This window comes from Promicromonospora sp. NPDC050880, assembly GCF_044456525.1.
Lineage (GTDB): Bacteria > Actinomycetota > Actinomycetes > Actinomycetales > Cellulomonadaceae > Promicromonospora.
The window spans coordinates 391,329-406,547 of sequence record NZ_JBITFV010000001.1 but is presented as its reverse complement, the minus strand read 5'-3'; the positions used below and the strand labels follow the sequence as shown (position 1 = coordinate 406,547).

10 protein-coding genes are annotated in these 15,219 nt (G+C 70.0%); 8 read left to right on the top strand and 2 right to left on the bottom strand.

Annotated elements, in window-relative coordinates:
• Positions 1–70: 70 nt before the first annotated feature.
• On the bottom strand, positions 71–2,251 hold the full coding sequence (locus ACIBBF_RS01940; RefSeq protein ID WP_397409919.1) for a LuxR C-terminal-related transcriptional regulator: 2,181 nt from the start codon (positions 2,249–2,251) through the stop codon (positions 71–73).
• Positions 2,252–2,403: 152 nt separating this feature from the next.
• On the opposite strand from ACIBBF_RS01940, the gene ACIBBF_RS01935 reads away from it, so the two are divergent.
• The 3 genes from ACIBBF_RS01935 to ACIBBF_RS01925 all read left to right on the top strand — a co-directional run bounded on the left by ACIBBF_RS01935 (position 2,404) and on the right by ACIBBF_RS01925 (position 5,042).
• On the top strand, positions 2,404–3,093 hold the full coding sequence (locus tag ACIBBF_RS01935; RefSeq protein WP_397409917.1) for a type 1 glutamine amidotransferase domain-containing protein: 690 nt from the start codon (positions 2,404–2,406) through the stop codon (positions 3,091–3,093).
• A 79-nt stretch (positions 3,094–3,172) separates the two neighbouring features.
• Positions 3,173–4,615, top strand: coding sequence for an amidase (locus ACIBBF_RS01930; protein WP_397409915.1), 1,443 nt, complete (start codon positions 3,173–3,175; stop codon positions 4,613–4,615).
• 70 nt (positions 4,616–4,685) lie between these two features.
• On the top strand, positions 4,686–5,042 hold the full coding sequence (locus ACIBBF_RS01925; RefSeq protein ID WP_397409913.1) for a UBP-type zinc finger domain-containing protein: 357 nt from the start codon (positions 4,686–4,688) through the stop codon (positions 5,040–5,042).
• Positions 5,043–5,045: 3 nt separating this feature from the next.
• On the opposite strand, the gene ACIBBF_RS01920 is transcribed toward ACIBBF_RS01925, so the two are convergent.
• Positions 5,046–6,764 carry an FAD-dependent oxidoreductase gene (locus tag ACIBBF_RS01920; RefSeq protein ID WP_397409911.1) on the bottom strand — a complete coding sequence of 573 codons (1,719 nt, stop codon included), beginning with the start codon at positions 6,762–6,764 and terminating at the stop codon, positions 5,046–5,048.
• A gap of 204 nt (positions 6,765–6,968) precedes the next feature.
• Here ACIBBF_RS01920 and ACIBBF_RS01915 point away from each other — a divergent pair, with 204 nt between their 5' ends.
• From ACIBBF_RS01915 to ACIBBF_RS01895, 5 genes are all read left to right on the top strand, one after another.
• The gene (locus tag ACIBBF_RS01915; RefSeq protein ID WP_397409909.1) at positions 6,969–8,207 is read left to right on the top strand and encodes an MFS transporter; all 1,239 of its coding nucleotides are present in this window, start codon (positions 6,969–6,971) and stop codon (positions 8,205–8,207) included.
• Between the two features lie 94 nt (positions 8,208–8,301).
• Entirely contained in the window at positions 8,302–10,602 is a 2,301-nt protein-coding gene (locus ACIBBF_RS01910) for an FdhF/YdeP family oxidoreductase (protein ID WP_397409907.1), read from the top strand.
• A gap of 429 nt (positions 10,603–11,031) precedes the next feature.
• Positions 11,032–12,504, top strand: a complete 1,473-nt coding sequence (locus ACIBBF_RS01905) for an alpha-L-fucosidase (RefSeq protein ID WP_397409905.1) — start codon at positions 11,032–11,034, stop codon at positions 12,502–12,504.
• A 68-nt stretch (positions 12,505–12,572) separates the two neighbouring features.
• Complete coding sequence (locus tag ACIBBF_RS01900) at positions 12,573–13,718, top strand: ROK family protein (protein ID WP_397409903.1); 1,146 nt, start codon at positions 12,573–12,575, stop codon at positions 13,716–13,718.
• 187 nt (positions 13,719–13,905) lie between these two features.
• Positions 13,906–15,201, top strand: a complete 1,296-nt coding sequence (locus tag ACIBBF_RS01895) for an ABC transporter substrate-binding protein (RefSeq protein ID WP_397409901.1) — start codon at positions 13,906–13,908, stop codon at positions 15,199–15,201.
• Positions 15,202–15,219: the final 18 nt, after the last annotated feature.

Sequence of the window (15,219 nt, the reverse complement as noted above, 5' to 3'; positions counted from 1 at the left end):
TCGGCCGGGAGACGGCGGCAGGGCTTCTGTCAGATGACTACACCTGGCTCGTCGACAGCACGTGGGCCGGTCAGTCTTGCTCAGGGCCTGGCGAAGACCGGTCGACGACGTCCCGCAGCTGGTTGCGACTGGTCACGCCGAGCAACGGGAACACCCGGTACAGGTGCATACCCACCGTCCGCGGTGACAGGTACAGCCGCTCGGCGATCTCCCGGTTCGTGAGCCCCTCGGCGGCCAGCAGCACGATCTGGCGCTGCTGCGGGGTGAGCACGGAGAGCTGCCCCGTACCACTGGAGGCGGAATCCCTCGGTGTCGACCAGCCGCCCGGAGCAAGATCGGCCCGGACGCCCGCCGCGCGCAGCTCAGCCCCGGCACGGCGGGCGAAAGGTGCTGCGCCGAGGCGCTCGAACGTGTTGTGGGCATCCATGAGGTGCGGGCGCGCCTCCGTCACCCGGCGCTGCCGTCGCAGCCAGGCGCCGAGGTCGAGCTGAACACGAGCACGCTCGAACGGCCACGTCGTGCTCCGCGAGTCTGCGAGTGCCCGCGCGAAATGAGTCTCGCCCTGGGCCTGGTCGGCGTGCTCGTCACCCGCGGTGGCGACCAGTGCCGCGGCATGCGCCACCAGCATCTGCAGCCGGGCGGATCCGTGCCCGGCCACCTGCTCGAAGGTTGCCGCCGCCTCCTGTGCCGCGACGTGGCGGCCTGTGCGCAGGCTTGCGGTCACCAGGTCGACCATGCCGTACAGCGAAAGGTGCGGGTGCAGCGGCTGGCCGGAGTCGTCCAGGATCAGGCGGAGCACGTCGTGGGCGCGTTCGTGGTCGCCGCCGGCCAGGGCCGCCAGGCCCAGCGCGCGGCGGGTGAGCACGGCGACGGCGCGGCTGGTGTCCAGGTCGAGGCCGGACAACGACCTCGCTACCAGCGTGTGCGCCCGGTCCGCATCGCCGCGCATGGCGGCGATGATCGCGAGGTCGGCTTCGGCGGTCCGGCGGATCATCTCCATCCCGGTCCCTTCGGCCACCCGGAGGGCGTCACCGTACGCCGCGGCGGCGGCATCCCAGGCACCGCTGTCGCGCAGCACGGTGCCGAGAGTGTTCGAGACCAGGGCGTTGACGCCCCCCAGCGCGGTGTCCTCCTGCCGGTCCAGGAACGTGCGCAGTGCTGTGACGGCGTACTGCGTCTGGTCGATGGCCCATGCGGCGCCGCCGAGCTGGTTCAGCGTGACCTGGTCCAGGCCGGTGGGGTGCCCCTTTGCGGTCAGGACCGCCTCGATCTGCTTCACGGAACCGACGGGGTCGAGCGAGGCCGTCAGCCATGCCGCTTGCGGTAGGTCGGACAGGTCCGGCGCGTTCTCTCCTCCGGCGGCGGTGACGAAGGCCGGGGGCGCGGTTGCCGCGGGCTTCAGGAGGGGCGAGTCGTCCGTGGAGGCAACCGCATCGGGCGGGGGGCGCGAGAACCGCCGGACCACGACGTCGAGTGCTCTCGTCAGCTGCTCGCGGTGTGCGACGGCTCCGGAATAGAAGGCCGCCACGGCGGCAGGCGACAGGGCCGACCAGGCGAGACGGCTATTGCCGGTACCGGCCGCACGGACCGCCACTGCGGTCAGCATGGCGACGGCCTCCCCGTGCCGGTCAGTGCGCGCCAGGGCCCAACCGGATGCCAGCGCGGCTTCGAGGGCGTCGTCCGGGTCGTCGGTGAGCTCACCGGCCCGGACGCCCAGCCGTCGTACCCACGGACCGTCGCCGGCGAAGATGGCTGCTCGCATCGCCAGCAGGTAGCGCCGGGCAGCGGCACGCTGCTGGGTCGACAGCTCGGCGGCCCGTTCCAGCATCTCTGCCGCGGCTGCCCAGCCCGAGTGCACACGCGCTACCTCCGCGCCGTCTTCGAGCGCGGTGGCCACGTCGTCGTTCGGTCCGAGCGAGGCGGCGGCCAGATGCCAGGCCTGCCGGTCTGCGCGTCCCGCGAGCGCGTCGGCAAGTCTTCGGTGGGCGCGTCGGCGGTCGCTGTACCGCGCTGCGCCGTAGAGGCCCTTCGGGACCTCGGGACTGGACCACACCAGCGGCTGAGCTTCGGTGCCACCCAGGTGGACGAGCCCTGCATCCTCTGCCGGCTCCAGGTCCGCGAGCGCGTCGTCCGGCAGCGATCCGAGGAACAACGGGAGGTCTTCCGGTGCCGCTGCCGCCGCGGCAAGCAGCAGGTCCCGGGTCGCCCGGGGCAGGGCGGCGATACTTGCATACGGATCAGACGACGCCACGAGTCAATCTCAACGCCGTGGGACAAGGTCCGCCATCCCGCAGGGGGTGGTTTCACCCTGGCTCGTGCGGCAATCCGTTGCCGTAGAGCGATCCATCGACCGTCCACGCCCCGTCAACAGGGTGTCCAGTGCAGCGCCATAGCGTCGCGTCCATGAAGATCCTGATCGTACTGACCTCGCACGGTGAGCTGGGCGACACGGGACGCAAGACCGGGTTCTGGCTCGAGGAGCTCGCGACGCCCTACTACCACTTCCGTGATGTGGGATGGGACATCACCCTCGCCTCGCCACAGGGCGGACGTCCGCCCTTGGACCCCAAGAGCAACGAGCCGCAGTTCCAGACCGAACGAACGCGGCGGTTCGAGGCCGACGTGGATGCGGAAGCCTTGCTCGGCGCGACGGCCCGGCTGGACTCGGTCTCCGTCGACGACTTCGACGCGGTGTTCTACCCGGGTGGGCACGGCCCGCTGTGGGATCTGGCCGAGGACCCGGCCTCGATCGCGCTGATCGAACGGATGGTGCGGGCCGGCCGGCCTCTCGCGCTGGTGTGCCATGCGCCTGGTGCGCTGCGCCACGCCACCACCGCGGACGGTGAGCCGCTCGTGGCAGGCCGACAGGTCACCGGATTTACCGACAGCGAGGAAGACGCGATGGGCCTGACCGAGGTTGTGCCGTTCCTCGTGGAGGACGACCTCGTCGCGCGCGGAGCCGTGTTCTCCAGGGTGCGCAACTTCGAGCCCCACGTCGTGGTCGACGGGATGCTCGTCACCGGGCAGAACCCGGCGTCGTCGGGTCCCGCTGCCATGGAGCTGATCTCGATGGTCCGGAACACCGGGGCGTGACGCGATGGTCACGTCCCCCGGCCGTTCTCGAACCGTCCCGCCCCCACCGGCCGCCGTGTCGGGCCCGTACGTGTCGGAGGTGTCCGGAGCGATGCTCGACCAGGCCGCCGCGATAAGCCGTGGCGACCTGTCCAGCCTCGAGCTCACGCGGGCGTACCTGGAACGGATCGACGCACTGGACGGACCGGACGGGCTCAACGCGTTCATCCTCTCGCGTGGGCAGGACGCCCTGGCGGAGGCCACCCGGCTCGACCGCCTCCGTGCCCAGGGGGGTCCGCTGGGTCCGCTGCACGGTGTCCCGCTGGCCGTCAAGGACAACCTGTTCACCGCCGGCACCACCACGACCAACGGCACCGCGCTGCTCGAGTCATTCATCCCCGACCACGACGCCACAGCAGTGCGGCGGCTGCGCCGGGCCGGCGCGGTCGTCCTGGGCAAGACCAACCTGCACGAGAGCTCGTTCGGCATCACGAGCAACAACCCCCACTACGGTGCGGTGCGCAACCCCTACGACCCGCTGCGGATCCCCGGAGGTTCCAGCGGCGGGTCGGCTGCCGCGGTCGCCGCACGCCTGTGCTCGGCGGCCATCGGCAGCGACACCGGTGGATCGGTGCGGATCCCGGCGGCGCTGTGCGGGGTCGTCGGTCTCAAGCCGACGCTCGGCCGGGTCAGCCGGGGACGCATGTTCGGCCTGTCATGGACGTGCGACGTCGTGGGGCCGATCGCCCACACCGTGGCCGACGCAGTGGCGCTCCTTCGGGTCATCTCCTCCGGCCCGGACACGTTGGACCCGGATGCGAGACACGGGCCGCCCGGCACGGACGTACCCGAGTCCCTCGCGACGGCCATCGGATGCCTGCGCGGAGCGCGCATCGGGATTCCCGACGGTTTCTTCGCGGCGGACAACACGCCCGACGTCGACCGTGCCCTGGCCCGTACATACCGCACGCTCGAAGATGCGGGCGCCGTCCTCGTGCCGGTGACGGTCGAAGGTGTCGAGGCGGCGACCGCACAGGGCTTCGTCACGGTAGTTCCGGAAGCCGTCGTGCTCACCGAGCGCGCACTGCGAACCGCGGGCATCGACGGCGGGATCGTCGCGCACCTCGACCGCTTCGGCGCGGACGTCCGGGCCGCTCTGGGTGCGCAGGTCGGACCTGAGCCGGAGCCCGTACCCGCATTCCAGTACGCAAAGGTCCAGGCCGCCACGCTGCCCGCGCTCCGCCGGGCGTTCGCGGACACGTTCACCACGGTGGACGTGCTGCTCACGGCCACCACGCCGGCGACCGCTGTCCCGATCACCCAGGACACCACCATGCGACACAACGGACGGTCCGCCGGCACGTTCGAGACCTTCGTCAGGTACACCTACGGGATCTCGATGGCAGGCCTACCGGCGGTCTCCCTGCCCGCGGGCACCGATGCCGCGGGCTTGCCCGTCGGAGTGCAGCTCGTCGGCCCACGCTGGGGTGAGGCCACGCTGGTGCGGATCGCGCACGCGCTCGAGAACGCCGTGCGGCAGTGAGTCCCGGCGGCGGCGACCATCCCCGGGGCGCCATCAGAACGTCTCAGCAACGACACGAGGAGCCAGCACGATGACGAGCGACATCGACCCGCTGATCGACACCGACAAGCCACCGAGCGGCCTGGGCTGCCGCGAGTGTCTGTCCAGCGGCACGGGCTGGTGGCTGCACCTCAGGCGGTGCGCGACCTGTGGTGTCGTGGGGTGCTGCGACAGCTCACCGGCCGGGCATGCGTCCCGGCATGCCCGACAGGCCGGGCACCCGATCATCCAGAGCTTCGAACCAGGTGAGGACTGGTTCTACGACTACCGCACCGGACTGTCCATGGACGGGCCGGTCCTGGCTCCGCCGCGCAGCCGCCCCCTCAGCCAGCCCAGCCCTGGTCCCGTCGAACGTCTCCCGCACAACTGGACGGAGCTCCTGCACTGACCGTCAGAGCCGCAGTGCTCCGTCGTGCTCCTGAGCCAGCATCTGGTGCACGGATGCGACAGCCCCGGCCCCCTCACCGACAGCCGAGGCCACCCGCTTGACCGACCCTGCACGGACGTCACCCGCGGCGAACACCCGCGGGTGGCTCGTCTGATACGGCAGGGCCGGCCTGCCCGGCCCTGCCGTCCGTGCGGACGTCCGGGTCCCGGTGAGCAGGAACCCGTGCGGGTCGCGCTCCAGGCAGGCGAGCCAGTCCGTGTCGGGGTCGGCACCGATGAAGCAGAACACCGCACTGCTGGGAACTTCACGGCCGGGGGCATCGCCATGCGCCAGGACGACGCCGCTGAGCGCGCCGTCGCCGGTCAACCCCACGACCTGCGTGCGGTGGTGGAGGTGGATCTTGGGATCCGCCTCCAGCCGCCTGCACAGGTAGTCCGACATGCTCTGCCGGATCTCCTCGCCCCTGACCACGAGATCGACACGTGCACCCCGGGCCGCCAGGAACAGGGCCGCCTGACCAGCGGAGTTCGCTCCACCGACCACCGTGACGGGCCGGGTGACGCAGTCGCGCGCGTCGAGCTCGGTGGCCGAGTAGCGCACGTGCCCGAGCTTCTCGAACTCGTCCAGCCGGGGAACGGACAGCCGACGATAGCGCGCTCCGGTGGCGACGATCAGCGACCGGGCCCGAAGACGCACGCCGTCCGCAAGGCGCACCGCGGGACCGCGCGGGTCGCCGACGTCCAGCGCCACCACGTCGCACGGTGCGTACAGCTGCGCACCGAACTTCAGCGCCTGCACCAGCGCCAGCCTCGTCAGCTCCTCCCCGCTGACGCCACGCGGAAACCCGAGATAGTTCTCGATCCGAGAGCTCGTGGCAGCCTGCCCACCTGCCCCACCCGAGTCGAGCAGCACCGTGGCCAGGCCTTCGGACGCCCCGTAGACCGCCGCCGCCAAACCGGCCGGGCCTGCTCCGACGACCACGAGGTCCACCGCGCGCATCGAGTCGCCGGACCCCGGGGAGCCGTCGTACGTCAGGCCGATCGCCGCGGCGACGTCGTGGGGCGCCGCCCTGCGGAGCGCGCGGTCCGAGACGACCGCGACCGGAAGGTCCGCCGCCGTCAGGCCATGGGCGGCCATGAGCGCCTGTCCGGGAACGGAGTCGGCGTCCAGGGCCTCGTGCGGGAGCAGGAGCCGGGCCGCATAGGCCTGAAGAGCACGCGTCTGGTCAGAGTTCGGTGCGCCGACGATCTCCAGCACGCTGCCGGCAGCCCGTTGCACGATGCGGCGGCGGACGCTGAACGCCTCGACGATCACGTCGGCGATGTCGACCTGCTCACGGAGCACCGCACGGAACCGTTCTCCACCGATCCGGATCACGACACCAGGGCGGCTGACCCTGGCGGTCAGAAACACCGACTGCCCGGTGAGCATGCTCAGCTCGCCCGTGAAGTCACCCGGGTGCCGGGAGTAGACCACGTACTCGGAGTCGGTGGCCGTGGCATCGCGCACCACGTCGACGACCGCCGACTCGATCAGGAAGAGGTCGTAGCGCCGGTCACCCGTGGCGTACAGCACATCGCCCTGAGCGACGTCCTCACGCTCACCGTACGAGGCGAGACGGCGAAACTGCTCCGGGTTCAAGGACGGCGCATCTGCCAGGGCCGCGACAGCCTCGGCACGGACATCCTCTGTGCCGGCTGCCGGTTCGCTCTCCTGAGGCATGCTCCGCCCTACCTTCCAGCGCGGTGAATCATCCAGGCCACCTGACGACCGTCGGGCGCCTGCCCGGCCAGGGCTCAACGCTACGAGGACGCGGTGGACAACGAGTGGATTTCGCCGTCGCGCACTGAGACATCGATTCACAGGGTGTCTACCGACAACCGGCAGGCTCGGCCCGAGATCGTTGACCCTCACGACGGAGGAACCATGCACGAGCATGCCTACCAGGCGCAGTGCGAAGCCGAGGAGCCGCGCCACACTGCCGCCACCGCACCCAGCCGCAACCCGCGACTGGCCCTGTTCGCGCTGGCGCTGGGCACGTTCGCGATCGGTACCGGCGAGTTCGGCAGCAACGGCATCATCCAGCTCTTCGCCGCCGACCTGGACGTGTCGATCCCCGTAGCGACCTACGCCATCACCGCCTACGCCTTCGGCGTCATGATCGGTTCCCCCGCCATCACGCTGATCGCCGCACGCACCAACCGCCGCACCCTGCTGCTCGGCCTGGTCGCACTGTTCCTGATCGGCAACGGACTGTCGGCCATCGCACCCAACCTCGCCCTGCTGGTCGTGTTCCGGTTCATCGCGGGCAGCGTCCAGGGCGCGTTCTTCGGGGCCGGCGCCGTGGTCGCCGCCTACGTCTACGGTCCCGGGCGCGGCGGCAAAGCCTTCGCCACCGTCATGGGCGGTCTGACCGTCGCCACCATCGTCGGCTCACCCCTGGGCACCTTCATCGGGCAGAACGCCGGCTGGCGCGCCATGTACTGGGCCGTCGTCGTCATCGGCCTGCTCGCCGGCGCCGCCCTGGTCGCCTGGCTGCCACGCACCAGCGACCTGCACGGCGGCTCCATCCGCAACGAGCTGAGCGCCCTGCGCCGCCTCAACGTCTGGCTCATGGTCGCCGTCGCCGCCCTCGGCATCTCCAGCATCTTCGCCGTCTACACCTTCATCGGCCCCTTCATCACCGACGCCGCCCACCAGGACCCCGCTCTCATCCCCCTCGCACTGGCCGTGTTCGGCATCGGCATGGCCGTAGGCAACGGCCTGGGCGGACGCGTCGCCGACCGGTACGAGAGCCGCGGCCTGCTCTACGGGTACGGCGGCGTGCTCGTCTTCCTGGTCCTGATCGGCATCGCCGGCAACAACCTCACCGTCCTGCTGCTCTGCTTCTTCGGCACCGGGGCCACGATGATGTTCGCCATCCCCACCATCCAGGTCCGGCTCACCGGCTTCGCGCCCGACGCCCCCACCCTCATGGGCGCCCTCAACCTCGCCGCCCTGAACCTGGCCAACTCCCTCGGCGCGATCGGCGGCGCCATCACCCTCGACGCCGGCTGGGGAACCCTGTCCACGGTCTGGGCCGGCGCCGTCCTGACCAGCGCCGGCCTGCTGCTCTACGTCACGACCGTCGGGCGGGTACGGACGCCACTGCCCGCCGCCACGTGAGACGAGCCCGCCCGAGCACGGTGCGCCCGGCGCACCGGCGTGCACGGCTCCGGACAGGCCCGAGAAACCGCGTCCCCGACAGGAGCAGCAACGCATGACCGACCCCGAGTCACACCAGACGCCGGACCCGTCGTGGTCGCAGGCGGACTATCACCATCCGGCGGCCGGGTGGGGCGCTGCCCGGTCGGTCGGGACGTTCCTGGCCAAGGAGGGCGCCGTCGTCTCGGGCCCGCGCGCCATGGCCCGCATGAACCACTCCGACGGCGGCTTCGACTGCCCCGGTTGCGCGTGGCCGGACGACCTGAAAGGCCTGGCGCTCGACCTGTGCGAGAACGGGGTCAAGCACGTCGCCTGGGAGATGACCGCCCGGCGCGCCGACCGGCACTTCTTCGCCGCTCACGCCGTCGACGAGCTGCGCGGCTGGCGGGACGCCGACCTGGAGGCGGCGGGCCGCCTGACCGAACCCATGTCGTACGACGCAGCAACCGACCGGTACGTACCCATCACCTGGGCGGCCGCGTTCGCGATGATCGGGCAGGAGCTGCGCGGCCTGGACAGCCCAGACCAGGCCGCCTTCTACACATCTGGCCGGCTCAGCAACGAGGCGACGTTCCTGTACCAGCTGATGGCCCGCGAGTACGGCACCAACAACCTGCCGGACTGTTCCAACATGTGCCACGAGGCCTCGGGCCTGGCCCTGCAGGCGGCCCTCGGCACCGGCAAGGGCACCGCCGACCTCGACGACTGGGAGACCGCCGACGCGCTGTTCATCTTCGGCGTCAACGCCGCCTCCAACGCGCCGAGAATGCTGACCGCGCTCACCCACGCATACGAACGGGGCGCTCAGATCGTTCACGTCAACCCGCTCGTGGAAGCCGCAGCACGGCGCGCCATCATCCCGCACGAGGTCGTCGACATGGCCCTGAACAAGGCAACCAGGACCAGTTCCCTCAACCTCCAGGTACGCCCGGGCGGGGATCTCGCGCTCCTGCGAGGGATCGCCAAGTCGGTCTTCGAGGCCCACGCCACCCACCCCGCCGCCGTCGACCAGGCCTTCCTCGCACGGCACACCCATGGATCAGACCGGTACCGCGCGCTGGTCGAAGCCACCACCTGGGCGGATCTGACCACGCAGTCCGGCCTGAGCGAGTCGGAGATCCGCAAGGCCGGTCAGATCTACCTGGCGTCCGACCGCACGCTGATGAGCTGGTGCCTGGGCCTCACCCAGCACGAGCACGGCGTGGACACCGTCCGCGAGATCGTCAACGTCCTGCTCCTGCGCGGCAACCTCGGCCGGGAAGGCACCGGACCCTCCCCCGTGCGCGGCCACAGCAACGTCCAGGGCAACCGCACCTGCGGCATCGACCACCGCCCGTCGCGAGAGTTCCTCGACCGGCTCGCCGCGGCCTGCGACATCCGTCCGCCACTCGAGCACGGCCTCGACACGGTGGCCACCGTGCAGGCGATGCACCGCGGCGCGGTCAAGGTCTTCGTCGGCATGGGCGGCAACTTCGTCCGCGCGGCTCCCGACACCGCATACACGGCAGCCGGCATGCACCGGTGCGAGCTGACCGTCCACGTCAGCACCAAGCTCAACCGCAGCCACCTCGACCACGGCCGCAAGGCGCTCATCCTGCCGTGCCTGGGCCGCACCGAACGCGACCCCCAGCGCAGCGGACTCCAGTCCGTCTCCGTCGAGGACTCGATGAGCATGGTGCACCTCTCACGCGGCCACCGGAAACCACCCTCGCCCCACCTCCTGTCCGAACCCGCGATCATCGCCGCGATGGCCAGGGCCACGCTGCCCGACAGCACCACCCCATGGGAGTGGTACGTCGAGGACTACGACCGAATCCGCGACGTGATGGCCCGAGCTCTGGTCGGCTTCGAGGACTTCAACACCCGGGTGCGCCGCCCCCGAGGGTTCCGGATCGAGCAGCCCGCCCGCGAGCTCGTCTTCCACACACCGACCCGACGCGCCGAGTTCTCCTGCGCCCCGCTGCCCGACGTCGTCCCGGAGTCGGACGACGTGCTCGTGCTGCAGACCATGCGGTCACACGACCAGTGGAACACCACGATCTACTCCGACAACGACCGCTACCGCGGGATCAAGAACCTGCGCACCCTGATCCTGATGAACACCGAGGACATGACCTCACGCGGGATCCCCCAGGGCACACTGGTCGACATCGTCGCCACCTCCAAGGACGGAAGCGTCCGGGAACTGCGTGGCTATCGTGCGCTGGCGTACGACCTGCCCCGGGGCAGCGCCGCGGGCTACATGCCGGAGATGAACGCTCTGGTCGGAATCAGTGACTACAGCACACAGAGCAACCAGCCCCTGATGAAGAACCTCAAGGTCCGCGTCACGCCGGCCCGAGCCAAAGACGAGTAGCCGGGTCCGGGATGCACGACGCGGTGCTTCTCGTCCGTCCAGTGCTGGGCCGCAGCGCGCTCACCGCACGAAGCCCGGAGCTTCGAGCCAGGTGCCTTGCACGCTTTGAGACGCGGCTTGGCATGCTCGCCGTGTCGCACCATGCCAGATCGCGTTCTCGAAGCGGACCTCGCACCTCCTGGCGCAACAACAATCCCAATGTGAACGATGACGCAAGACGTCTATGCACGTCCCGGAGACTGTCCGCGGCGTTGGGCCAGCACCCTCAGCTCACCCAGCAGGTCCCGCGACCCGTCCACCTCACCGAGTGCTCCCATGCTGACACCCCCGTTGTCCACCCTGTAGAGTCGCGTTTGTCAACTCACAAAAATAACTCGGCCCGGCCAGCACCAGCGCCGCTCCGACACGACACCAGGCAGGCAGGAACCGATGACCTCAGTTGTCGACGAGACCGACCGTCTCGCCGCGGTCCGACCCCACGAACGCCAGGTCGCCTGGCAGCAGCTGGAGTTCTACGCATTCATCCACTTCGGGATGAACACGATGACCAACCGCGAATGGGGCCTGGGCCACGAGGACCCCGCGCTCTTCGATCCCACCGGGCTCGACACCGATCAATGGATGCGGTCGATCAGGAGCGCCGGCATGACGGGCGTGATCCTCACGGCCAAGCACCACGACGGCTTCTGCCTCTGGCCCAGCGACGTGACGACCCACTCCGTCGCCTCTTCCCCGTGGCGCCACGGTTCCGGTGATCTGGTCGCCGAAGTAGCGGACTCTGCGAGGCGGCACGGCCTCCAGTTCGGCGTCTATCTCTCGCCCTGGGACCGCACCGAGCGCACCTACGGTTCCGGCCCGGCCTATGACGACTTCTTCGTCGCGCAGCTCACCGAGCTCCTCACCCGGTACGGTCCGGTCTTCTCGGTCTGGTTCGACGGCGCCAACGGCGAGGGGCCCGACGGGCGCGTTCAGGTCTACGACTGGGACCGTTACTACGAGACGATCCGCCACCTCCAGCCGGACGCGGTCATCAGCGTCTGCGGACCCGACGTCCGATGGTGCGGTAACGAGGCCGGCCACACGCGCACGAACGAGTGGAGCGTCGTCCCGGGCGCACTGCGTGACGCGGAACGCATCGCGCAGCAGTCCCAGCACGTTGACGACGGCCAGTTCTCACGCCTGGTACGGAGCAACGACGAGGATCTCGGTAGCCGCGAGGCCCTGGCCGGCCGCCTCGACGACCTGGTCTGGTACCCCGCCGAGGTCAACACCTCCATGAGGCCCGGGTGGTTCTACCACGCCGACGAGGACGCTGCCGTGCGCACCGCAGAGGAGCTCTTCGAGATCTGGTGCAGCTCCACCGGAGGCAACGCGACGTTCCTCCTCAACGTTCCGCCGGACGCTCGCGGCCTCGTCGCCGAACCGGACCAGCGCGAGCTCGCGCGGCTGGGCGAGCTCGTCGAACGGTTCCGCACCGGGGTGGTGCCCTCGCGCGCCTACCCGTCGTCCATCCGCGGCGCGACCGGGGCGGACACGCTCCCAGCCGCTTTCTCGTGCGTGTTCGGCCCGCATCGGGACATCCCGTGGCAACCAGACCCTGCCGATGCGCAACCCACGGTCGAGCTGACGTTCGACGAGCCACGGCCGATCGGAGCCGTGGTCGTGAGCGAGGACATCCGGCACGGCCAACGCATCGAGAGCTTGACCGTGCGCGCCGTGGTGGGAGGCCGCGACGTCGTCCTCGCGCAGGCCGAGTCGGTCGGGTACCGCCGGGTCATGCGATTCCCCACCGTGACGATCCGGGGCCTGACCGTCACCATCGGCTCGAGCCGGGGCACCCCCGCGGTCGCGACCGTCGCCGCCGTGGAGGACAGCGTGGCGGGCCCGCGCTCGTCGTCGTGACCAGGAGTGCGGGTGGGTGGCACCACGAGAACCAGGACGGTCACCCGCACTCTGCTAAGTTCGTGCCGATGAACGAGGCTGCCGCTCTCCGGCACAGCGGTATCGAGCGGTGGCCGGAGTTCCATCCGACGACCCAGGCCGCCTTCAACCAGGTCCTCTGGCAGGGCGGGCTCTCCCGCAGCGACATCGCTCGCAAGCTCAGGATCTCTCGAGCCCGGCTCACAGCCATCACACGCGACCTGGAAGCCGCCGGCCTGCTGGTCGAGGGGCACCGGGAGCTGCGGGCCGCCACGGGGCGCCCGGCAGAGATGCTCCACGCGGTGACGACCGCGTACCAGTTCCTAGGTTTGCACCTGCGCGGGACAGACGTCATCGCCGCGCTGGTCGACCTCGACGGGCGGGTGGTCTGGGAGGACAGCGCCTCGCTGGAGACCGAGGCACCCCGTGAGGTCGTCGAGCTGGCAGCCAGGTGGCTGCAGGAGACGGCATCGGCGTTCCGGGTGGCCGCTGTCGCGATCTGCGGTCCGTTGGGCAGGGTAGGGCTCGACCCGGCGCATCAACAGGTTCGCGGGATCGGCGAACAGCTCCAGGAGGAGTTCACCGCAACATGGGACGTCCCGCTCTGGGTCGAGGACGACGTGGTCGCCCTGACGGCGTTCGAGCAATGGCCCCAGCTCTCCGAAGGCCAGAACAGCATGGTCCTGATCTCGGTGGGCCAGGAGATCGGTTTCGGCCTGGTCGAGGACCGGCAGATCATCCGCGGCGCCCATGGCGCGGCCGGCCGCTTCGACCATGTGCCGGTCCTTTCCGGTGGCCCCGAGTGCCCTCTCGGCCACCGCGGATGCCTCTGGAGCGTCTGCTCGACGACAGCGGTCACCCGCGCCGTCCCAGGATCGAGCACCATGTCCGAGGTCGTCGCGCGCGCGGACGACGGCGATCCGTTGAGCAATGACGTCATGACACGCGCGGCGGACGGCCTCGGCACGGTCGCCGGATACCTCGCGAACCTCCTGGACCCGGACAAGCTCGTCCTCACCGGCGAGAGCCATACCGTCCTGCGGGGTCGCCTCGGCCCGTTCCACTCGGCCCTCCAGCGCACCTACCTCGGCGACCGGGACGTTCAGGTCGACCTGCCCGACTTCAACTTCGTGGAATGGGCCCGAGCCGCCGCAGCGCTGGCCCTCTACCGGAGCGTGAGCACCCAGGGCTACTGAGCACCTTCGAAGCGCGCTCCGTCGGCTCGACGGGGGCACGCTCAGGCACGCCCCCGAGACCCTCGAGCGACGCCCGACCCACTTCTGCCGGTCTTATTTTCGTCACTTGACAAACTCGGAAGGCGTCCGCGAACCTGAACGCGGCTGCCGAAAACTGCGGCAACCACGCTCGGTCAAAGGAGACGTCTTGCGTACCCCACGAAACACAGCAGCAGCCCTCGCGCTCGGGCTCGCGGCGATCGCGATCACCGGCTGCTCGGCATCCGGTGACGACACGGGCGAGCCCGTCACGCTCGAGTACTGGGCCTGGGCACCCGGCTCCCAGGAAGAAGTGGACGCGTTCAACGCGTCCCACCCGGACATCCAGGTCAAGCACGTCGACGCGGGCGGTGGCGAGACCTCGTCCGCCAAGCTCATCACGGCGCTGCGCGCCGGCAACGCGCCCGACCTGGCCCTGGTCGAGAACACCTCGCTGCCCCGGATGATCGTCTCCGGCGTCCCCCTGGACATCACCGACTACGTCGCCGACGTGCAGGACAACTTCGCACCGGGCTCCTGGGAACAGACCACCTTCGACGGCCACGCGTTCGCGATCCCGCAAGACATTGGCCCGATGGCGCTCCTGTACCGCCAGGACGTCTTCGACAAGTTCGGGATCGAACCGCCGGTGACGTGGCAGGACTACCGCGACGCGGCCGCGACGATCAAGGAGCAGGACCCGAACCTGACGATGGCCTCCCTCAGCACCGACGGCTGGGGCTGGTACGCCCCGGTCGCGGCCCAGGCCGGTGACGACTGGTGGTCGGTGGAGGGCGAGACCTGGACGGTCGACATCGACGGTGACAAGTCACGCGAGGTCATGGACTTCTTCCAGGGCATGTACGACGACGGGCTCATCGCCGCCGACCCGATCCTGACGCCGACCTACAACAAGCAGCTCAACGACGGCACCATGCTCACGTGGCCCTCGGCCGTCTGGGCACCTGGAGTCATCGAGGGCGTGGCGCCCTCCACTGCCGGAAAGTGGGCCCTGGCCCCGCTGCCCCGGTGGGACGCAGACGATCCCACCGTTTCGTTCCAGGGCGGGTCGTCCGTCGTCGTCACCTCCTCGAGCGAGCACCCGGAGGAGGCCGCGGAGTTCGCGAAGTGGCTGAACGCGAGCGAAGAGGGGGCCGAGATGATCCTCAACGTCCAGAACGGCTATCCGGCCGCGCTGTCCGGTCAGGAGATCGCGACCGAGCAGGACCCGCCCGCTCTCATGCCCCAGCAGGCCGACTACTACGAGATCGTCGCGGAGATCGCGAAGAACACCAAGCCGGTCACGTGGGGCCCGAACACCGACGTCGCCGCTGCGGCTTTCACCGATGCGATGAATGCCGCTGTCCAGAACGGGACCCCGTGGGCGGATGCGCTCAATGCGACGCAGGAGGCGGTCGTCGCGGACATGAAGGAACAGGGCTTCACCGTCAAGGAAGGCAACTGAGCCCGCAGCCGGCGGGAG

Bases quoted from the DNA above. Each gene is read 5' to 3' on its own strand.
- ACIBBF_RS01935 (WP_397409917.1), top strand. From the start codon at position 2,404: ATGAAGATCCTGATCGTACTGACCTCGCACGGTGAGCTGGGCGACACG.
- ACIBBF_RS01925 (WP_397409913.1), top strand. From the start codon at position 4,686: ATGACGAGCGACATCGACCCGCTGATCGACACCGACAAGCCACCGAGC.
- ACIBBF_RS01920 (WP_397409911.1), bottom strand. From the start codon at position 6,764: ATGCCTCAGGAGAGCGAACCGGCAGCCGGCACAGAGGATGTCCGTGCC.
- ACIBBF_RS01915 (WP_397409909.1), top strand. From the start codon at position 6,969: ATGCACGAGCATGCCTACCAGGCGCAGTGCGAAGCCGAGGAGCCGCGC.
- ACIBBF_RS01910 (WP_397409907.1), top strand. From the start codon at position 8,302: ATGACCGACCCCGAGTCACACCAGACGCCGGACCCGTCGTGGTCGCAG.
- ACIBBF_RS01905 (WP_397409905.1), top strand. From the start codon at position 11,032: ATGACCTCAGTTGTCGACGAGACCGACCGTCTCGCCGCGGTCCGACCC.
- ACIBBF_RS01900 (WP_397409903.1), top strand. From the start codon at position 12,573: ATGAACGAGGCTGCCGCTCTCCGGCACAGCGGTATCGAGCGGTGGCCG.